We start from the raw sequence: 21,053 nt of genomic DNA, 5'->3' as shown, positions 1-21,053 counted from the left end.
AAAGTGCAGATAAATTTACAAAACCATCGATGAAGAAAAGGCAAATAGCCTTCTTGACAAGGACTTCGCAAAAGATGTATCTTTTGAAGGGTATATAAACCATCACCTTTTATTTTATAGTTAGCGCTTGTTATTTTGACGTCCACCCATTTAATAAGCTTGGATTCCGTGTCTGTTTTTTTTTTATTGGTCGATATTTTATATATTGGCGGTATGAATAAGATTTTATTGGGTATTTGCTTTGCTTCGTTTGCCGTTTTGGTGGGGGCATGCTCTGATAGTACTGGCGACTCTTGCAATGGAGTTTGTGCCGATCCGGCTTATCATTGCGATCCTGTTTTTAATGTGAAGCGTCTGTCTGGCAGGGCGTATTCTGAATGCGAAGAGAATATCGTTCGTTATATCGATGACTTGCAGGAATGCAACGATATTTGTCTTGGTGAAACGATTTACAACGAAAAAGAAATTCACCTGAGCTATTTTGATTTTAATCATTGGTATTGCGACTTGTCGGCCAAGGGCAAGAAGAATGAGACTTGCAGCATCAAGTATGTGGGCTCGACTTTCGATGCTTTGCAGCGTACTGTTGGTTATTGCGATATGGATCATATTGTGTCGGATGGGGCCATTAAGCATTTTGTGTGTGAAAGTGGTGACACTGTTTCTGTTAATGAGGGTTTGCGCCGGAAGGAGGCTTTAGAGGGTTCTTCAGTTCGTTAGAGGTTTTTATGAATTATTCAGAAGTTTTGGAAAACGCCCGCAAGAACATTGGCCCCAATTGCCAGGTTTGCCCTGTCTGCAACGGTTTGGCCTGCAAGAACACTATGCCGGGCCCTGGCTCCAAGGCTCCGGGAAACGGTGCTAACGATAACTATAATGCTTGGAAAAAGATCAAGCTGAATGTGGACACTTTCGTGCCCAATACACCTATCGATACCAGCACCAATTTGCTGGGATTGAAGTTGAGTTTCCCTTTGATTACGGCTCCTATCGGGTCTATTGCCATGCAGTTTAACCCCACCGATGACGTGGCGGACTTTAACGAAAAGTGCATGGCCGCCTGCGAAACTCGTGGAATTTTCCATGCCTACGGCAATGGCCGCGACCAGCGTATTTGGGACCGTGCCATTGAATCGGGCAAGGCTCATGGGAACAATGGAATTCCTGTTTTCAATCCGGGAACCAACGAAGGTATCATGGGTTTGATGGACCTTTACAAGGATTGCTTACCGCAGGCCATGTGTGTGGTGGTGGATAGCGCTGGTCTTCCGCACTTAAAGACTTTTAACGGCAAGGGTGGCGGAACCAAGACCATCGAAGACCTGCGCGAATTGAAGGCTTATGCCAAGGTTCCCTTTATTGTCAAAGGCATCATGAGCGCCCGCACCGCCCTGAAGGCAGTGGAAGCTGGTGCCGACGCCATCATCGTTTCCAATCACGGTGGCCGCGTCCTGGCGGACACTCCCGCTACCGCCGAGGTTCTTCCGGAAATCGTCGCCGCTGTTAAGGGTGCCAACGCGGCAAGTCGCGCAGCGGGTGCAGTTTCCGGCGCAGCTCACCAGACCAAAATCCTCGTGGATGGCGGAATCCGCTCTGGCCTGGACGTTTTTAAAGCTCTCGCTATGGGCGCCGACGCCTGCCTCATTTGCCGCCCAGTGCTTATCTCGTACTACGGCGGCGGACAGGAAGGCATTGAATGTTACCTGGATAAAATCAAGGCTGAACTTGAGGACACCATGTACATGTGCGGTGCCCGAAAGATTTCTGACATTAATCGTTCGATGATTCGTCTGCCTGCGGGTTGATAAACCTTGCGTTGCCGATGGTGCGGTCTGCAATCCACTGGCGCACAGCGCGTTCTGCTGCGGTACCAAGAATTTCCTTCTTGTTCTTTTTCTTCAGGCCTTCGTGATGGGGGAGGAGGCCGAAGTTGAAATTCATGGGCTGGAAATCTTCGTTTTCTTCTACCAGGCGGTTCATTAGGGCACCGATGCAGCTTTCGTCAGGCAGCGGGTCAGCATGACCGTGCAACAGCGTCTGTGCCATGTTCCATGCGGCATACCAACCGGTGGCCACTGCTTCGGTGTAACCTTCGGAACCTGTAATCTGGCCGGCAAACCAAGTAGGCGGAATATCCTTGGCGCATTCCAGTTCCGGGCGCAGGCGCAAAGTCTTGTCCAGGAACTTGGGTGAATCGATGAAGGTGTTGCGGTGCATGCAGCCCAGGCGTGCAAAGTTGGCGTTCTTCAGGGCCGGCACCATGGTGAAGATTTCCTTCTGGGTGCCCCACTTGAGGCGAGTCTGGAAGCCTACCATGTTGTACAAAGTCTTCTGCTTGTTTTCGGCGCGGAGCTGGATTACAGCGTACCAAAGCTTGCCGTTATTGCCAAGGCCCAGACCGATGGGGCGCATGGGGCCATGACGCAAAGTTTCGTAACCGCGGCGAGCCAATTCTTCTACCGGCAGGCAGCCTTCGAACAGTTCGTGCTTTTCGTAGGGGCGGGGTTCCACAGATTCTGCGTCCACAAGGGCGGCCACGAATTTCTCGTAGGTTTCGCGATCTAGGGGGCAGTTGATGAAGTCTGCGGTTTCGCCCTTTTCCCAGCGGTTCATATAGAAGGCGTGGTCAAAGTCGATGGAGTCGGTTTCTACCACGGGAGCGATGGCGTCGTAAAAGTGCAGACGGTCGCTGCCCAGACGCTTGAAAATATCGTCGGCTAGAGTATCGCTGGCTAGGGGGCCTGCGGCCACTAGGGTAGGGCAGTCTCCGGCGAGACTGGTAACTTCTTCGCGGTGCATGGTAATGTTTGGGCAGGCTGCGATGCGTGCTTCTACCAGTTCGCTAAAGATGTCGCGATTTACGGTCAAGGAATCGCCTGCGGGAACGGCTGCTTCGGCGGCGCATTCCATGAGAAAACTGCCCAGCATTCTCAATTCCTGTTTCAGAAGTCCGTGGGCGCTTGTGACACCGAGGGCCTTAAAGCTGTTGGAGCAGACCAACTGGGCCAAATGGCCGTCACGATGGGCGGGGGTCGGCTTTACCGGGCGCATTTCGTAAAGGTGAACTTCAAAACCGCGACTTGCTAACTGCAGTGCTGCTTCACAACCGGCGAGACCGCCTCCAATCACACGAACTTTCTGAGTCATTAGTTCATCACCATTTTTCTGTAAGTCTTGGCGTTTCCGATCCAGAGCTTCACAAGAAGTTCTTCGAGAGATGCCGAGGTGACGCAATCTGGATCAGCATCCTGGATTTCATCAGAAATCATATTGGCCTGGGTGATGTTCAGCATGCCGTAATAGAGTGCTTCCATCAGCTGGGACAGAAATTCGGGCGAAACCCGTGCGATGGTTTCCATGTCGTTTAGGGGAGGAAGCTGAGACTTGTCGGGCTGGAACTGGTCCAGGTTGTCCATAGTCCACATGTCTGCGGCGCGGCCCATGTCGGAGTTGGCGGCGATACCCTTTAGACTGGAGCGGTATTCGTTCCATTCCTTGTCGGTTGTCTTGCCGGCCTTACGAATCTTCTTCAAAAAAGAAAGTACAGCGTAGTACAAATCTTTTTCTTTCTGGTTTGCTTCCCTTTGGGATACTGGAATCATGGATACCTATTAAAAATTCGAAAGAGTCGCGCCGCACGAGGCGACGCAACTGATTAATGAAATTAGTGGCGGAAGTGACGCATGCCGGTGAAGACCATGGCCATGCCGAACTTGTCGCACATTTCGATAGACAGGTCGTCCTTCTTGGAACCACCCGGCTGCACGATGTAGCGAACGCCAGCGTCGTGAGCGGCTTCAACGTTATCCGGGAACGGGAAGAAGGCGTCGGAGCCCATAACGACTTCGCTGAACACCTTGGCTTCCAGAGCCTTGAGACCAGCTTCGTTGATCAGCTTGCCTTCGGCGTCGAAGAATTCCTTGGCTTCTTCCATGCGGGCCACGTTGTCGCGAACGCGGGGCTGGCAGAGGCGGAGGTTGGAGTCGATGCGGTTGGGCTGACCGGGGCCAAGACCCATGATCTGGAAGTAACCGGGCTTGTATTCGTAACCCATGACAATGGCGTTAGACTTGGTGTGCTTGGTAACGATCCAGGTGAAGCGGGCCAGGTCTTCCTTGTTCTTCGGGAACTGAGCCTTGGTAACGGTTTCGAACTTTTCGTAAACGTCAACGTCGCGATCCTGAACCAGCATACCGCCGATCACATGCTTGTAAACCTTGCAAGTGGTGGCCTTCTTGATTTCGCCAACTTCCAGGAGGCGGATGTCCTTGGACTTGTTCTTCAGGAATTCGAGAGCGTCGTCGTCGAATGCCGGAGCGAGGAGGATTTCCACGAACTTGCCCTTGAGGAATTCGGCAGTGTTCAGGTCAACCTTGGAGGTAACAGCGATCACGGAACCGAAAGCGGACACCGGATCACCTGCCCATGCAGCTTCCATAGCTTCGCGGAGGTTTTCGCCGGTAGCCAGGCCACAGGGGTTCATGTGCTTAACGATCACGACTGCATTGGAACCTGCAAATTCGCGAGCCATTTCCAGGGCTGCGTCTGCGTCAACAATGTTGTTGTAGGACAGTTCCTTGCCCCAGTGCTGCTTAGCGGTAGCCAGGCTAGCTTCGGTGCAAGTGGGGTCGCGGTAGAACACGGCGGACTGGTGAGAGTTTTCACCATAGCGCATGGGTACCGGGTCAACGAATTTGAGATTCAGTTCTTCAGACATATTATCCTCTTTGGGGGTTAGTTAATAAAATTATGAGTTATAAATTATGAATTATGAGATTTTGTTTGACGGCGCTGCCGCACTTGTGAAAGCCTATATCTCGTACTTCGTAATTCATAATTGAAACCTTTAGGTTTCAGAAGGTTCACCGCCGAATACGGAGGCATCCGGGTTGATGTTATCCAGGGGGTCTTCGGGTTCTACAACCAGATTATAATAGACATTGTTCTTTAGTTCGTCTTCGATGTAGAACAAGGTTCCGCCCATGGCACTACCACAGCCGGCGCATGCTCCCTGGAAACGGATCTTCAGGCGGTTGCCGTCTACCAGGTCCAGAATTTCGAGGTCGCCACCGTCGCCCTGCAGCGTTCCGCGGACAGACTTGTGGAGCCATTCCTCGATCTTTTCGATCTGCTGGATCTTGGTCATGGCGTTCCATTCGGCATCGGCTTCGGCTCGACCTTCTGCGGTCTGGGTGCGGTACTTGATGCGTTCCATCTTTTCGCGGATGATGATGGCTGTAGCCTTCTTCTCGGGGTATTCCTCAAGAATTCTTGCAATCAGCTTGTTCATCTGACCGATTTCAGGAGCGTCTGCTGCAATGGCTCGAACTTCGGGAACGTCTCGCAATTCTTCTTCGATAGATTCTGCGGTAATCTTGCAGGCGTCGTCTACAGTCACCATCTGGATCTTCTTGCAGAATGTGTCTGCCAGGGCCGTGAATACCGGACCGCCATAGGTAAAGAAACGTGTTTCGAGAATCTTGTCGCAGTCCGGGTCGATCATCAGGTAGACCTTGAGACTTGCTTCCTTCACATCCACCAGTGCCAGGCCCTTTTCGTCGGCCTCGATCTGGAAGATTGCCCCGCGATACTTGGGGGACTTTGCAATATCTTGCACCTTTTGGGAAAGTGTGCTTGTTACATCTTCACTCATACGCTAAAAAGTTAGAAATTTTTCTTTAGAGAAATCCTTTCGCCTCTTGTCCGTAGGCTCGAAGAACCGTTCTTTTTTCTTTTTATGGAGCCCACGCGGGGGTAGCTCTCGCAGCTCCGGCAGCAGCGATTAAACGAATAAAGCCCCGCTTTCGCGGGGCATTCTTTAACCTTTAACCTTTAACCTTTAACCTTTAACCTTTAAGCTTTAATAATCGTGTCCTTGGCGAGAACCACAATGCCGGATTCGGTCACGTGGAACAGCTTGCGGTCGCGTTCCAGGTCGTAGCCGATTTCGAAACCGGCCGGAATATGCAGGCCCTTTTCGATAATGGCTCTGCGAACCTTTGCGCCCGGGCCGATAGTCACGTTGGGGAAGAGGATTGCTTCTTCGACCATGGCGTCCTTCTGGATGGATACGCCCGGAGAGAGGATGCTCTTGACCACGGTACCGCCACCGATGATGCAGCCGGAAGACACGATGGAGTCAATAGCTGCGCCCTGATGAGCTTCGTTATCGCCTGCGAAGAATCGTGCAGGAGGCTGGTTCCAGTTGAAGGTACGGATAGGCCAGTAGTTGTTGTAAAGATCGAACGGCGGATTTTCGGAGCAAAGGTCCATGTTCGCTTCGAAGAAGGCGTCCAAAGTACCCACGTCGCGCCAGTAACCCTTGGTACGGGACTGTTCGCCGCGAACGATGTTGGTGTTGAAGTCGTAGACGTAGACCGGATAGTCCTTGTAGAGGGCCGGAATGATGTGCTTGCCGAAGTCGGTAGCGCCGCTTTCTGCACCCTTCATCAATTCACGTACAAGGAACTTGCTGGTGAAGATGTAGTTGCCCATAGAAGCCAGGCAGTAACCCGGATTGCCCGGCATTTCCTTGGGATTCTTGGGCTTTTCTTCGAAACCGATCATACGGTTGTCCTGGTCCACTTCGATAATGCCGAATTCGCTAGCTTCTTCCACCGGGACGGGGATGGCTGCGATGGTCAGGAGGGCTGCGCGGGACAGGTGGAAGTCGATCATCTGGTTGATGTCCATCTTATAGATGTGGTCACCACCGAAAATTGCAACCAGGTCCGGACGTTCGTCGGTAATCAGGTTGATGTTCTGGAAGATGGCGTCTGCGGTACCCTTATACCAGTCGTCGCCGGTACGCATCTGGGCGGGAACCAGGTCCACATACTGGTCCAGGCTGGCGTTCAGGTTCCAGGCGGCGGAAATGTGCTTGTTCAGGGAGTCGGACTTGAACTGGGTCAAAACCTTGATCTTGAAGATGCCGGAGTTGATGAAGTTGTTCAGAACGAAGTCGATAATACGGTAAGTACCGCCGAAATGAACGGCAGGCTTTGCACGGTCGCGGGTGAGGGGCTGCAGACGGCTGCCCTGGCCACCGGCCATGATCATGCAGAGAATGTTTTTCTGGTGTTCTCTAGAATAGGACCAGCTCATATTGCCTCGTGTAGTTAGATGGCTTGAAAAAATTTACTTGCCTAATCTATCAATTTTTCGCCTAAAATGGGAGATTCTTGCGAAAAAACAATAATTTTTTTGTAAGATTTTTTATTTCATACAGGAATAGTAGACTTTAAAACGGGGATGCGATAGGTTCGGCTCGTACTGCAGGGGGCGGTCGGGACAGGATTTTTCTCACATTTTCACAAAAAACTCGTTTGACGTACCCGATTTTTTTATACATTTTCAGCGTTCGAAAATTCTCGAAAGGGCGAATTGTGCGCAAAACGTGTCCAGGTCGCCTTAACATTAACCAAATAGGAGCTCATAATGTCTCTTACTCTGAACGACATCAAGCACCCGAAGATCAAGGCTTGGGTTGAAGAAGTCATCGCAATGTGCGAACCGGATAACGTTGTTGTTACCGACGGTTCCGTTGAAGAATACAACACTCTTATGCAGAAGTGCGTTGACGCTGGTCTCGCTACTAAGCTCGCTAAGAAGGAAAACTGCTACCTGTTCCGTTCTCTCCCGTCTGACGTGGCTCGTGTTGAATCCCGTACCTTCATCTCCTCCGTTAAGGAAGAAGACGCAGGTCCGACCAACCACTGGATCGACCCGGTTGAACTGAAGAAGACCATGTCCGGTCTCTACAAGGGTTGTATGCACGGCCGTACCATGTACGTGATTCCGTTCTGCATGGGCCCCCTCGGTTCTGCAATCTCCAAGAACGGTATCGAAATCACTGACTCCGAATACGTCGTTCTCAACATGGACATCATGACTCGCGCCGGCAAGAAGGTTCTCGATATCTTCAATGCTGACCCGAACGCTGACTTCGTTCCGTGCCTCCACTCTGTTGGTAAGCCGCTCAACAACGGCGAAAAGGACAACGGCATCTGGCCCTGCGCTGACGTTGAATTCAAGTACATCTCCCAGTTCCCGGAAGAACACCTCGTGTGGTCCTACGGTTCCGGTTACGGTGGAAACGCTCTGCTCGGCAAGAAGTGCTTCGCTCTCCGTATCGCTACCGTTCTCGCTCGCGACGAAGGCTGGCTCGCTGAACACATGCTCATCCTCAAGCTCACCAACCCGAAGGGCGAAGTTAAGTACGTAACTGGCGCATTCCCGTCTGCTTGCGGTAAGACCAACCTCGCTATGCTCATCCCGACTATCCCGGGCTGGAAGGTCGAAACCATCGGTGACGATATTGCATGGATGAAGTTTGGTGCTGATGGCCGTCTCTACGCTATCAACCCTGAAGCTGGCTTCTTCGGCGTTGCTCCGGGCACCTCCGCAGAATCCAACAAGAACGCTCTTATCTCTGCTGAAAAGAACACCATCTACACCAACTGCGCTCTCACTGAAGATGGCGACGTATGGTGGGAAGGTATCGGCTATCCTGCAACTGGCAAGCTGGTTGACTGGAAGGGCAATACCCGTGACGCTCTCCCCAAGGACAAGGCTCCGAAGGGCGAAGAAATGGCTCACCCCAATGCTCGCTTCACCGCTCCGGCATATCAGTGCCCCTGCATTGCTGAAGAATGGGAAAATCCGGCAGGCGTTCCGATCTCCGCAATCCTCTTCGGTGGCCGTCGTCCGTCCACCATTCCTCTGGTTCACCAGTCCCTGAGCTGGAACCACGGCGTGTTCCTCGGCTCCATCGTTGGTTCCGAAATCACCGCTGCTTCCACCATTAACGCTGCTGAAGTCGGTAAGATCCGTCGCGACCCGTTCGCAATCCTCCCGTTCTGCGGCTACAACATGGGTGACTACTTCAAGCACTGGATCGAAATCGGTAAGAAGTCTACCGAAGACAAGCTCCCCAAGATCTTCTACGTCAACTGGTTCCGTAAGGACGCTGACAATGCAGAACTTCCGGGTGGCTTCATGTGGCCGGGTTACGGCGACAACAGCCGCGTCCTCGCTTGGATCTTCGACCGTTGCAACGGCGTTGACAATGCTAAGGAAACCCCGATTGGTCTGATGCCGGCAGACGGCGCCCTCAATGTTGAAGGCCTCGCTGAATGCTACAAGAAGACTCTCCCCGCCATCACTTCCGTTGATGTTGAAGGCTGGAAGAAGGAACTCGCTGACGTTAAGGAAAATCACTATCCGAAGTTCGGCGCTCACCTTCCGAAGGAACTGAACGACATCATCGACATGATCCAGGATCGTCTGAACAAGGCTTAATCAGCCGAGTGTCGCGCCGATCAAGCTCGCTTGAATCGGCATGACCGAGGCGTTATGACTGCGCTCGTAGAGCGCCAGGCATAATTGTCTTAGGTGTCATCCTGAGCCGAAAGGCGAAGGATCTAGCCATTAAAACGGTTCGCAGCTTAACGGTTGCGACCCGTTTTTTTTATATTACCCATACCAGATTAAACGACAAATTATTTGTCAATTAAGCTGCATTTTCTATATCCCCATAACGGTTTGCGAACTGGATTTTGGGTGCCTAGAAAGTGCAGTTTTTTTTGTTTGGAGGAAAAATGAGAAGTATGGAAATTCAGAAGATGTCTTTTCCGAAGATTATGCCGCTGTTGGAATCGTGCATCCGTGAAATGGAGGGGGCTGCAAAGAAAATTCGTGCGACGCTTAAGACCTTCCCGATAGGTCGTCTTCGGGTTTCGCCCCACCGAGGTTCATATCAGTATTTTCATGTGGCAGAGAATAGCAAGCAGGTGGGATCAAGAGGGACTTATATCCCGACGTCGCAGAGGAACTTGGCTTGCGGGTTGGCGCAACGGTCGTACAATGAGACTATGACGGAGGCGTTTACCCGCGGTGCAGATTCGTTGAAATTTGCCTTGCAGGAATTGAATCGTCTAGAAATTGAAAATAGCTTCACTGCACAGGGACCTGGTCGTTGTCAGCTTCTTAGTCCCATTTATTTACCTGACGATCTTTACGCAGAACGCTGGCAGAAGGTGGAATATCAGGGGAAGCTTTTTTATGAAGACGAAGTTCTGCTGACCACCGTCAAAGGGGAGCGAGTCCGCTCAAAGTCTGAAGTCATCATCGCGAATATGTTGAATCAGATGGGGGTGCCGTACCGCTATGAATATCCGTTGAGGCTATCAAGCGGGCGAGTCGTCTATCCGGATTTCACATGCTTGAACGTCCGCACTCGGGAAGAATTTATTTGGGAACACTTCGGGCGGATGAATGATGAGGACTACCAGGTGAAAACTTTTAGGAAGCTAGATAGCTATGCAATGGATGGTTATATCCATGGAGTCAACTTGATTTACACCATGGAGAATGATGTACGCCCGGTGAATTCGAAAACCATTGAATTGTTGGTGCAGCAGTTCCTGCTGTGAGGCGTTGTGTGGACGTTTCAGCTGTAAGGCGTAAAGATGTGTTTTTGGCGAAAGATGCTGTCAAAATAGGTGGAAGTGGCTGTCGAAAATCGGTTTTATTCGGATTTGACCGCCACTTTTGGGGGCATTTACTGGTATTTTGTGGAAATATGGCTGTCTAAAGACGTTATTTAGGCGTTTAGACCGCCATTTTTTATGTGTTCACGCAAGTTTTGGGGTGGCATGGTGCTCAAAGACGTGTGTTGTGCGGTAAAATGGCTGTCAAAATGTCGTTTTAGGTGGTTTTGACAGCCACCCTGCGGTAGAAACACTGAAAATTTGGCGGTCAAGAAGTGCTTTTTGAACGTTTAGACCGCCAGTTTGCGTGGTTTCGCCCAATCTGCGAGATTTCGCGCATTTGAATCGCCAGCAAACTCCCTTGAACGAATTTCTGAAAATTTCTATCGTTGGCACGCGAAATCAACGAGAAACCGCTGTTTGGTGTAAGGCTCCTGTTGATTTTATAAGGATAAATTCGTGAGTTCCAAATCAAAATTCACGTTCTTGATGTTCCTTCTGGGAATGCTTTCTGCCTTCGGGCCCTTCGTTACAGACCTCTACTTGCCGGCTTTGCCGAACCTGGCTGACTACTTTAAGGCGACGCCTTCTGCTTCGCAGTTGAGTCTTACCATGAGTATGCTGGGGCTCTCCATCGGTCAGCTGTTCATTGGTCCTCTTAGCGATAAGTATGGTCGCAAGCGACTGCTCCTGATTTGCCTTGTGCTGTTCGTTTTCGGTACCATGGCCTGTATCGTGAGCCCGGACATTGCCACCTTTAATATCTGCCGCTTGATTCAAGGTCTTGCGGCATCTGGCGGCATCGTGATCGCCCGTTCTGTTTCTGCCGATAGTTACCGCGGCCCGGTGCTGACAAAGTTTTTGGCCATGGTCAGCGCCGTGAATGGGGTGGCTCCTATTGCAGCACCTGTGCTGGGCGGCTTCCTGCTGAACTTTATGAGCTGGAAGGGAACCTTTGCGGTGCTTCTCGTTTACGGTTTCATCTTGCTGTTTATGGCAGGGAAGTTCCAGGAAAGTCTTGCGCCTCGCCGTCGCAGTCAGAAGCCGTTACTTTCTAGCTTTACCTTGTATGTAGACGTCTTCCGCAACAGGGAGTTCGTCCGCTATTTTGCGGTTTGTTCCGCTTCCATGATCGTGCTGTTTGGCTACATCGCTTCGTCGCCCTTCATTTTCCAGAAACTGTATGGCCTTTCTCCCATGGGCTTTAGTTTCTGCTTTGCCTTGATCGCCTTCTGTACGGCGGTGGGCTGCGCCTCTTCCGGCAAGATCCGCAGTGATCGCACTGCCATCAAGATTGCGGGCTTCGGTGTGTTCTTTGCAAGCCTTGCCGTTGCCGCCTGCCTCTTGACCCATGCGCCGCTGCCTCTGTTGCAGTTGAGCTTCATGGTCACGACCTTCATGTTCGGCTTGATGCAGCCGCCCGCCAGCGCCCTGGCCTTGAACGCCGAACGCAAGAATGCAGGCACCGCTTCCGCCGCCATGGGGGCAGCCGGCTTCCTGATGGGCGGTATCGCTTCGCCGATTGTTGGCTTGGGCGATATTGCCGTGAGTGCTTCGGCCATGCTGGTGACCGGTGGATTTTTGACCATGGTCTTTATGCTGGTGGCCAAGGCTAAAATGCCTAAAAAAGGTTAGCGGTTCTATTGGGGCGGTAAGCCCCATTTTTTTTGTTTAATCGCACCGAAAAATGCAGATTATTAGAAAAAAGTGCGAAAAAAATTACACTTTCTTGTTCGCTCTTTAAAAAAAAGCCTATATTACAACTTGGAATAGTTTTGCAAGTTGTACTTTGTAAGGGTACTTTAAGAAGGAATTGGGCTATGAATCGTTATGATTTGGTGCTTTTGGGACTTATCCTTGAGCATGAACGCAGCGGCTATGATATCATTACCGAAGTGCGTGAACGTGAACTTGATAGATGGGCTAACTTGAGCACCTCGACGGTCTACAACCGCCTTACGACTCTCGAAAAGAATGAATGCATCAAGGGCCGCACCGAACGCGACGGTAACCGTCCGGAACGTGTGGTGTTCAACATTACCGATAAGGGTAGGGACGTTCTGAGAAAGGAAGTGCTGAAGCACTTGACCGGCTTCAATGATGATCCCCGTACCTTGGGTTTTGCATTCCTGTTCGGTGCCGAAAACAAGGAAGTTATTCGCACTCTGGAAGCTCACGAACGTCGACTGGTCCAGGAAATCGAGGCTCTCGAAAAGATGATCGCCAACGAACCGCGTCCTACCTTGTATCCCGAAGGACCGTTCCTGAACTGCATGAGCCGTGACCACATTCTTGTTGAACTGAAGTATGTGCGTGCCGCTATTGGCATCCTGCGTGACCCGCTGCGCAGCAAGAAGTTGGATGGTTATTTCTACATCAACTTCGGCAGCCGTCCTTTCAACATGGAAGATGGTGAAGTTTCTGCAGAAAGCACTGAAAAATAATGTTTTTTAAGGGGGGCCTGGGCTTAAAAAGCTCATGCCTCTTTTTTTTATTTCTAAATTTTTAACAAAATTTTTACTAACCCCTCTAACGGAGATAAAATGGCTACAACAAAGACAAAGAAGCCCGTTGCAAAGAAGGTGACCGCTAAGGCCGCTGCTAAGTACGGCTACTTCGATGACGCTAAGAAAGAATACGTTCTCACCAACCCGGCAACCCCGATCAAGTGGTGCAACTATGTTGGTACTCTGAACTTCGGCGGTATCGTTGATACTACCGGTGGTACCCTGGTTTGCAAGGGCGACCCGGCTCTGAACCGTATTACCAAGTACATTGCACAGATGCCCTGCTCTGACTTCAAGGCAAGCACTGTGTACATCCGCGTCAAGGATGGCAAGGGCTACAAGATTTTCTCTCCGTTCGTAGTTCCGACCCTCACCAAGATGGACAAGTGGGAATGCCACGTTGGTCTGTCCTACATGCGTTGGAATGCCGAAGCTTTCGGTCTCGCCGTTCAGGTGACCATCTTCGTGCCGACTGGCTCTAACACTCTCCTCCAGGACATCCAGGTGACCAACCTCGGTGGTGCCGCTAAGGAAGTGGATATCATCCCCGTTTACGAATTCAGCCACTTCGAAGCTGAAAAGCAGCTCACCAACGCTGACTGGGTTCCCCAGACCATGACTCTCAAGGCTCATCCCGAAAAGTCTGGCCACGTCGTTCTCGAACAGTACGCTTACATGAAGCGTGATTTCGCCGTGAACTACGTTACCGCTGACTGCCCGATCAAGAGCTTCGACGGCGACCGTCGCGTGTTCCTGGGCTCCAACGAAATGGGTTCCTGGGCAAATCCGCTCTCTCTCCAGAACAAGGAACTTTCTAACAGCGAATGCGACCGCGGCGACAATATCGCAGCTCTCATGATCCACGCTGGCAAGATCGCTGCCAAGAAGACTTTCCGTACCTGCACTCAGCTCGGTCAGGAACAGTCTCTCAAGGTTGCTGCTAAGGCTATCAAGAAGTACCGCGACCTCAAGAACGTCGACAAGGCTTTCGAAGATCTGGCTCAGTTCTGGGTCAAGTACCTCTCTACCATCCAGGTGGAAACCCCGGATGCAGCTTTCAACTCCATGGTGAACGTGCACAATCCTCGTCAGTGCCACACCACCAAGAACTGGTCTCGCTACCTGTCTCTGTACCAGCTAGGCTACGGCACCAGCCGCGGTATCGGTTACCGTGACTCCAGCCAGGACCTCATGGGCGTTATGAGCCACATGCCGGAAGAAGCTCTGGTTCTCGCTAAGAACCTGCTCTCCGTACAGCGTCCGGAAGGTAACGCTATGCACCAGTACGCTCCGCTTGCTCTTGAAGAAGACAACGGCAACGAAGCTAACGCCGGTGACTCCCGCGAAAAGAAGGGCGTGCTCGATGAAAACGGCAACCCGGCTTACGCTGACTGGTATGGTGACGACCACCTGTGGATCGTTCTCACCGTTGCCAACTACCTCAAGGAAACTGGCAAGCTGGAACTCCTCAAGGAAGAAATTCCGTTCTACGAAGCTGGCAAGAAGCGCGCTCAGCGTGAAAAGGGCACCGTGCTCGAACACCTCAAGCGTTCTGTCAACTTCAGCCGCACTCACCTCGGTAAGCACGGTCTTCCGCTCCTCGGCTTCGCTGACTGGAACGACTGCATGAACCTGCCGCTGGGTGCAGAATCCTCCTTCAACACCGGTCTGTACGCAAAGGCCCTTCTCGAAATGATGGACATCTGCGAAACTCTCGGCGACAAGGAATCTGTCGAAATGTACAAGGGCTGGTACGAAGATGTCAAGAAGGCATTCAACGACTGCGCTTGGGACGGCAAGTGGTGGATCCGCTGGTTTGGCAAGGACGGCACCGCATACGGTACCAACAAGGCCAAGTATGGTAAGATCTATTGTAACAGCCAGTCTTGGTCTGTGATGTCCGGTATCGCTTATGGCGAACGTGCAGTGCAGGGCATGGACAGCTTGAACAAGCTCCTGAACACCGCTAACGGCGTTAAGAGCTCTACTCCGGGTTACCGCGGCTTCGATCCGACCGTTGGTGGCATCTCCACCTATCCTCCCGGAGCAAAGGAAAACGGCGGTATCTTCCTCCACACCAATCCGTGGGTGATGATCGCTGAAACCATCCTGGGCCGTGGCGACAAGGCATTCCAGTACTACAACCAGATTAACCCCGCTGCAAAGAACGTCAAGCTTGACGAATTCGAATCCGAACCGTACTGCTATCCGCAGAACATCCTCGGTGACGAACACAAGCAGTTCGGTATGGGCCGTAACGCATGGCTCTCCGGTACCTCTTCTTGGACCTACCAGGCTGCTACCCAGTTCATCATCGGTGTTCGCGCTAGCTTCAAGGGCTTGATCGTTGATCCTTGCATTCCGTCCGCATGGGGCGAATTCAAGGTGACCCGTAAGTTCCGTGGCGCTACCTACGAAGTGTCCGTGAAGAACCCGAAGCACGTCTGCAAGGGCGTTGCCAAGATGGTCGTCGACGGTAAGGAAGTTGATTCCAACGTCGCACCGGTGTTCACTTCTGGCGTTCATAAGGTCGAAGTAACTCTGGGCTAAGATTTAATTATTACGCTTCGCGATAGTTCGTCGCCTTGGCTCTCGTCGTATGCTTGTACGCCTTCGGCCAAGGCTCCTGCTCTCGCTTGGTACTAATTAAATCTTGAATCAAGTTTTAGTTCTGATTCAAATTAATATTCAGATTTTAAAAGTTGAAAAAGAAGCTAGTCTGGAAAAGGCTAGCTTCTTTTTTTGTATGTACCCCTTTTCTATATTTGCGTTCGTTTATGCTTCTCTTGATTCTTGATATTCTGGGTACTTTTGCCTTCGCGATTTCTGGGGCGGAAAAGGCGGTGCGTTACCGGCTGGATTGGCTTGGCCTTATTGTTCTCGCCACGGTTACGGGAGTTGGGGGAGGTATCCTGCGCGATGTGATGCTGGGGGCTACTCCGCCAGCGGCTCTGACCAATCCGATTTATTTTCCTATTTGCATCGTGGGAGCTTTTTTCTACTTGCTCATGCGCAAGAAGATTCGGAAAATCCGAGTTTTTATTCTTGTGGCCGATGCCTTGGGGCTAGGCTTCTTTACTGCGGTTGGTGCAGCAAAGGCTAGCGCTATGGCGGCTGGACCTTACTCTGTTATTTTGTTTGCCGCCATTACTGCGGCTGGTGGTGGGTTGATTCGCGATTTGCTGGTCAGCGAAATTCCCCAGGTGCTAAAAAGCGACTTTTATGCAACGGCGGCCCTGATTGGCGGTATATTGTTTTATGTGTTAGAGTTTGCCAACCTGGGCAGTACTCCGCGAATTTTAATCACTACGGCTTTTACCTTTAGCCTTCGTCTTTTGGCCATGCGCAAAAAACTTGAATTGCCTAAGACACGTGAAAAAACATTTTAGATCGTTCAAAATTTGACTTTTTTATCAAACAAAACAAGCCTGTCTTTTCTGACAGGCTTGCTTTGTTATGTTGTTTGTTTGATTCTTTACAGAAGGTCGACCGTTACTTTGAATTTTAGATGACTGTGCTTGGTGTGGGAACGGCCTGTCTTCACGAATCGGGCGACAATATCCTTTGATTCTCCGTTACTCATTTTGGCCTTGCCGAAGTAGGTGTAGTCGACCTTTCTGGATAATTCTACCTCTAGGCATTGGACTGAACTAGACTTAAGGATTTTGTCGTTAAGAGTGTTTTTGGCCTTGCTTTCCATCCAGCCGAATCCGTCTGACGTAACGGGGCCTGCAATGATGGCGGTCAGGATTCCCACGATAAAAAGGACTGTTCCTATGGTGCGCGGTTTTGAACCGTCGGCATCGTTGGTGGAGCCCTTGATAAGGTTATTCCATTGTTTGAAGAGAATGCTTAGTGCCAAGAGCAATATGAATCCGGAGGGGAATATCATCTCCGCATCAAAAAGGAACTCTAGAGTGACGCACATCTGGTCCCATACCGATCTGGCGGTAAAGGCGATCGCGATATAGCAGGCGATGGATTTGAAGAACACGCCTGCGGGATTTTGCAAGTAGCCGTCGTATTTTTCTCGTGCTGTATGGATTCTATCGGCTTCTACGCTGGAGACGGCTTTCTTGCCCTTGCAGGTTTTGCAGACGCCTCTGTCTCTTGAAACTCCGGTTCCAAGGCAGTCGGGGCAGTCCACCAGGTGAAGGGTTCCTAAACCATTGCAATCCGGGCACGTTCTACGACCACGCTTTCCTGAACCCTTGCACCAGGAACATGTGCAGGTTCCCTTGCTTTGGGTGCTATCCTTGTGCTGCAGCTCCACGATGTTCTCCTTATAGGTTTGCGTTCCTTGTCTGCGAAAAATAAAAAATTACATCCCTTATTAACGAAAAATAATGAAAACAAGTTCAACGCCCTTGTCTTGCGACTTTCCCATCTTCTTTTTTGCTATCTTTATTGCCGGAAAATTTTTAACAAGGATGATATAATGTCCCTTAAATTGATTTCTCGTGGTGCTGCCGCTCTGCTTTTGACTGCTAGCATCGCTTCTGCACAGTTGATGAATTCCAAGAGCCTGGATGTGATTCGTGTCGAAAAGACTGGTATTTCTGCAGGCAAGATCGATAGCCTTGCCAAGATGCTCGGCGAACAGCAGTTCCGCGGCAAGAAGATTGACGAGCAGACGATGACACAGCTCCGTTACGCAGTCATCGACAACCTGGTTGGCCAGGAACTTATCAAGCTGGAATGCAAGAAGCAGGGCATTAAGGTTCCGGCAGCCAAGGTCGACAGCCTGACCAAGCTTTTCAAGGCTCAGTTCCCCAGCGAAGACGCTTTCCAGAAGGAACTGAAGAAGTCCAACACCACCATGGCTCAGTTCAAGGAAAAGATCGAAGATCAGCTGAAGAGCGAAGCTATTCTCGAAAAGAAGGTTCCGTATCCTAAGGATCCTACCGAAAAGCAGCGTGAAGCTTTCTGGGAACTGAACAAGTCTAAGGTTGCCATTAACGACTCCGTTAGCGGTGCCCGTATCGTGATCAGCACCAAAGGCAAGTCTGCTCAGGAAGTGGCTGACGCCAAGGATATGCTGAAGGGTCTTGCAGCACAGGTTCGCTCCAAGAAGGCTACCTTCGCACAGCTGGCTGCCATGTACAGCGACGACCAGACTGCCAAGAAGACCGGCGGTGTGGTTCCCAAGTTCGTTAAGGGTAACGACGCTCTGGGCAAGGCCATTGCCAAGATCAAGGTGGGCGAAATTACCGAAGTCTACACCGACAAGGACGGCGTTGCAATCTTTATGCTTACCGAACGTAATGACGGTAAGTATGATAGCTACAAGCACCAGATCGACTACATCCTGCGCGTGCAGGCTGAACAGGATCGCCAGGCTCAGCTGAAGGCTTACCTGGATGGCCTTGGCAAGACTTACAAGGTTCAGTACCTTGATGCCAAGTACACTCCGCCTCAGGCAATCGGCGGCAATAATTAATCCGCTTACGGTTTAGTCCGCTTAAATAATTGAAAAAGGCAGCGGTGGATTCAAGCCGTTGCTTTTTTTAATAGAAGTTTTACTCCGGGCCTCAAACCTGTGGCCTCGAACCTTGAATGGAGATTTTGAATGGCTTTCCAGACTACACATACCGGGCTGATTGATTTGCGTGCGCGTATCGATAAGCTCTGGGGGTATCTTTGACTTAGAGGCAAAGACCGAAGAACTTTACGTGTTGGAAAAGGACTCCAACGACCCGAACCTGTGGAATGACCAGGAAAAGGCTCAGGGCATGATGAAGAAGATCGGCAACCTTCGCGATCTTCTGAACAAGTGGACTGAAGTTTCTTCCATTTGCAATGATCTGGCCGAACTTTATGAAATGAGCAAGGACGAAGAGTCCGAAGATTTGACCAAGTCCATCGAAACGGATATCGCTGACCTTAAGGCCAAGATCGAAGAGATGGAATTCAAGAAGATGCTGAATGGCCCTGACGACGCTTGCGCCTGCTTGCTGTCTATCCACCCGGGTGCCGGTGGTACCGAATCCCAGGATTGGGCCTTGATGCTGTTCCGCATGTATACCCACTTCTTTGAACGTGAACGCATGGACTTCAAGGTGGTAGACTTCCAGGAAGCGGAAGATGCCGGCCTTAAGAGCGCAACTATCGAAGTGACCTGCGAAAACGCCTACGGCTTGCTCCGTTCCGAAATCGGCGTGCATCGCCTGGTTCGCATTAGCCCCTTCGATGCCAATGCCCGTCGCCACACCAGCTTTACCGCAGTGTACCTGTACCCCGAACACGAAGACGTGGAATTCGACCTGGATATGGCTGATGTGCGCGTGGATACCTACCGCAGTAGCGGTGCCGGTGGTCAGTACATCAACAAGACGGACTCTGCAGTCCGTATGACTCACTTGCCTACGGGTATTATGGCTAGCTGCCAGACGGAACGTTCTCAGATCCAGAACCGCGAAACCTGTTACAAGATGCTGAAGACCATGGTGGCCGAACATTACCGCCTCGAAGAAGAAGCCAAGCGCGACGCTCGCATGGCTGAAAAGAAGAAGGTGGAATGGGGTAGCCAGATCCGCAGCTATGTTCTGCAGCCTTACCAGCTGGTAAAGGACCTGCGCACTGGCGTAGAAACCTCTGACACCGCCGGCGTTCTGGATGGCAAGATCAAGCCTTTCATTAACGCATACCTGCTTAGCACCAGCGAACAGCAGAACGGCTAAGGTTGCTAAGGAGCCTCGGTAAGCTTGGTTTTTCGAGCGATGTGTCCGCCGAAGGACTATGGTGGTCTAAAAATAGGTCCGCAGGAGAATGCGGGCCTTTTTTGTCCTTTGATTGGTAAAAATCCCTTGTCTTATAGGATTTTCTTGATGCCGGGGATCTTTCGGAAGGCGTACACGACTGCTGTGGATATCACGTAGAAGGCGATGGCAGCGAGAGGTGCGGTTACGATGGGGTGAGGCTCCAGGATTGTTAAATGGAGGCCGTAGAAAGCCTTGATGAACAGCGGGTGAATGAGGTATACGCCCATCATGCATCCGGAAAAATTCAAGGCGATGTTTGTGACCTTCCGGAGAATTATCTTGCGACTTTGCGCATTGGACTGTTCACGGGATTGAACGTTGCCGGATTGTACGTCGGATTGTACGTCGCGGGATTCCTTGCTGAAGGCCGCCCGCATGGCCGCAAATATTCCTGCTGCCATCAGGTATGTCGTTGGCCTGAAGTTCCCGAAAAAGTATTCGTTGGGTGCGTCGTGAAGTTCGCTAATGTAGGTGGCGGCAACGAATGCCACAATCCACGAGGCTAGTCCCGCTCCATACAAAAACTTGCGGGCTCTAGCGCTTATCCCGAAGTTTGCGATGTAGTATCCTGTCAGGTAGAAGCCCACGAAGGAGGTGGCTCCCTGAATGCTGATGTTCTTGTACAGATTAAAGTCGGCGAACTTTGCCAGCAGGTGACTTGCCGTAGGGAGCAGTAGCCCGAAGGCAAAGAAAATCCCGATGACGTAAAGCAACATCTTGCGGGAGGCGTGTTCGGTAAAGACCCGAAGGGGCGGCGTCAGGATGTAGAGACCTACGATGGTGTATAAGAACCAGAGATGTCCTGCGGGTTTTGTAAACAGGAGGAGTGGGGCTGACAGCACATCCGTGACGATGCCTGCGATATCACCCGCAGCAAAACTTCCGTCAACGATGTTCACGTTAATCTGTTCTACGACTCCGTAGAAAATCACCCAGAATACTAGGGGGATCAAAGTGCGGGGGAGGTTGTGCTTTAAGATTTTCTCTGGCGGGTGCGGGTACTTGGGCGAAAGCATGAATGCTCCGCTGATCATGATGAACACGCCTACGCCAAAACGGGAAAGACTATTGAGGAAGTTCAGTGCGGCAAAGTCACTAGAATCTACAGGAACCGTGTACCATACGGAAGTCACCGTATGCTGGAACACTACAGTGAACGCTGCTAGCACCCGCAATACGTCTGCATAAATCTCTCGCGACTTCTCCATACGTCCCACAAATCTAGAATATTTCGTCAATGGATCTATCGGTCGTACCTCCCTCCTGGGTGACGAAAAGCGAGTCATTCTGGAGCC

Annotated in this window: 17 protein-coding genes; 10 read left to right on the top strand and 7 right to left on the bottom strand. The window is 51.1% G+C overall.

Annotation, left to right across the window (positions count from 1 at the left end):
- The first annotated feature begins 213 nt into the window (after positions 1 to 213).
- Positions 214 to 720 carry a hypothetical protein gene (locus tag BUB38_RS12250; protein ID WP_139258436.1) on the top strand — a complete coding sequence of 169 codons (507 nt, stop codon included), beginning with the start codon at positions 214 to 216 and terminating at the stop codon, positions 718 to 720.
- 8 nt (positions 721 to 728) lie between these two features.
- A complete protein-coding gene (locus tag BUB38_RS12245; RefSeq protein ID WP_073160956.1) occupies positions 729 to 1,805 on the top strand; it encodes an alpha-hydroxy-acid oxidizing protein in 1,077 nt (358 codons plus the stop codon).
- On the opposite strand, the gene trmFO is transcribed toward BUB38_RS12245, so the two are convergent.
- From trmFO to glgC, 5 genes are all read right to left on the bottom strand, one after another.
- A complete protein-coding gene (gene trmFO, locus BUB38_RS12240) occupies positions 1,771 to 3,147 on the bottom strand; it encodes a methylenetetrahydrofolate--tRNA-(uracil(54)-C(5))-methyltransferase (FADH(2)-oxidizing) TrmFO (RefSeq protein WP_073160954.1) in 1,377 nt (458 codons plus the stop codon). The two genes, BUB38_RS12245 and trmFO, sit on opposite strands and share 35 nt — an antisense overlap.
- Positions 3,147 to 3,602 (bottom strand): hypothetical protein, encoded by a 456-nt coding sequence (locus BUB38_RS12235; protein ID WP_073160952.1) that lies wholly within the window; start codon positions 3,600 to 3,602, stop codon positions 3,147 to 3,149. Before BUB38_RS12235 ends, trmFO begins: the two co-directional genes overlap by 1 nt.
- 62 nt (positions 3,603 to 3,664) lie before the next feature.
- Positions 3,665 to 4,717, bottom strand: a complete 1,053-nt coding sequence (locus tag BUB38_RS12230; RefSeq protein ID WP_073160950.1) for an IMP cyclohydrolase — start codon at positions 4,715 to 4,717, stop codon at positions 3,665 to 3,667.
- Between the two features lie 129 nt (positions 4,718 to 4,846).
- A complete protein-coding gene (locus BUB38_RS12225; protein ID WP_073160948.1) occupies positions 4,847 to 5,653 on the bottom strand; it encodes a NifU family protein in 807 nt (268 codons plus the stop codon).
- A gap of 200 nt (positions 5,654 to 5,853) precedes the next feature.
- A complete protein-coding gene (glgC, locus tag BUB38_RS12220) occupies positions 5,854 to 7,104 on the bottom strand; it encodes a glucose-1-phosphate adenylyltransferase (protein WP_073160946.1) in 1,251 nt (416 codons plus the stop codon).
- Positions 7,105 to 7,437: 333 nt separating this feature from the next.
- On the opposite strand from glgC, the gene BUB38_RS12215 reads away from it, so the two are divergent.
- The 6 genes from BUB38_RS12215 to BUB38_RS12190 all read left to right on the top strand — a co-directional run bounded on the left by BUB38_RS12215 (position 7,438) and on the right by BUB38_RS12190 (position 16,386).
- On the top strand, positions 7,438 to 9,300 hold the full coding sequence (locus tag BUB38_RS12215) for a phosphoenolpyruvate carboxykinase (GTP) (protein WP_073160944.1): 1,863 nt from the start codon (positions 7,438 to 7,440) through the stop codon (positions 9,298 to 9,300).
- Positions 9,301 to 9,608: 308 nt separating this feature from the next.
- Entirely contained in the window at positions 9,609 to 10,433 is an 825-nt protein-coding gene (locus BUB38_RS12210) for a PDDEXK family nuclease (protein WP_073160942.1), read from the top strand.
- Between the two features lie 516 nt (positions 10,434 to 10,949).
- The gene (locus BUB38_RS12205; protein WP_139258435.1) at positions 10,950 to 12,125 is read left to right on the top strand and encodes a multidrug effflux MFS transporter; all 1,176 of its coding nucleotides are present in this window, start codon (positions 10,950 to 10,952) and stop codon (positions 12,123 to 12,125) included.
- Between the two features lie 185 nt (positions 12,126 to 12,310).
- Positions 12,311 to 12,934 (top strand): PadR family transcriptional regulator, encoded by a 624-nt coding sequence (locus BUB38_RS12200; RefSeq protein WP_073160938.1) that lies wholly within the window; start codon positions 12,311 to 12,313, stop codon positions 12,932 to 12,934.
- A gap of 99 nt (positions 12,935 to 13,033) precedes the next feature.
- Entirely contained in the window at positions 13,034 to 15,547 is a 2,514-nt protein-coding gene (locus tag BUB38_RS12195; protein WP_073160936.1) for a glycoside hydrolase family 94 protein, read from the top strand.
- A gap of 227 nt (positions 15,548 to 15,774) precedes the next feature.
- Positions 15,775 to 16,386: a trimeric intracellular cation channel family protein gene (locus BUB38_RS12190; RefSeq protein ID WP_073160969.1), complete on the top strand. Its 612-nt coding sequence runs from the start codon at positions 15,775 to 15,777 to the stop codon at positions 16,384 to 16,386.
- 86 nt (positions 16,387 to 16,472) lie between these two features.
- Here BUB38_RS12190 and BUB38_RS12185 read toward each other — a convergent pair whose 3' ends face one another.
- Complete coding sequence (locus tag BUB38_RS12185) at positions 16,473 to 17,270, bottom strand: J domain-containing protein (RefSeq protein ID WP_073160934.1); 798 nt, start codon at positions 17,268 to 17,270, stop codon at positions 16,473 to 16,475.
- Positions 17,271 to 17,435: 165 nt separating this feature from the next.
- On the opposite strand from BUB38_RS12185, the gene BUB38_RS12180 reads away from it, so the two are divergent.
- Both BUB38_RS12180 and prfB read left to right on the top strand, forming a co-directional pair.
- Positions 17,436 to 18,437, top strand: coding sequence for a peptidylprolyl isomerase (locus BUB38_RS12180; RefSeq protein ID WP_073160933.1), 1,002 nt, complete (start codon positions 17,436 to 17,438; stop codon positions 18,435 to 18,437).
- A gap of 129 nt (positions 18,438 to 18,566) precedes the next feature.
- Positions 18,567 to 19,677, top strand: a protein-coding gene (gene prfB / locus BUB38_RS12175) for a peptide chain release factor 2 (protein ID WP_139258434.1) whose coding sequence is annotated in 2 segments (ribosomal slippage) — positions 18,567 to 18,638 and positions 18,640 to 19,677 — 1,110 coding nt in all. Because the reading frame shifts where the segments join, the coding sequence is not laid out codon by codon here.
- Between the two features lie 131 nt (positions 19,678 to 19,808).
- Here prfB and BUB38_RS12170 read toward each other — a convergent pair.
- The gene (locus BUB38_RS12170) at positions 19,809 to 20,966 is read right to left on the bottom strand and encodes an acyltransferase (RefSeq protein WP_073160929.1); all 1,158 of its coding nucleotides are present in this window, start codon (positions 20,964 to 20,966) and stop codon (positions 19,809 to 19,811) included.
- Between the last annotated feature and the right edge of the window lie 87 nt (positions 20,967 to 21,053).

The sequence above is a fragment of the Fibrobacter sp. UWH5 genome (assembly GCF_900142505.1).
Taxonomy (GTDB): Bacteria; Fibrobacterota; Fibrobacteria; order Fibrobacterales; family Fibrobacteraceae; genus Fibrobacter.
The sequence above is the reverse complement of the archived record's forward strand: the minus strand, read 5'-3'. Positions and strand labels throughout refer to the sequence as shown.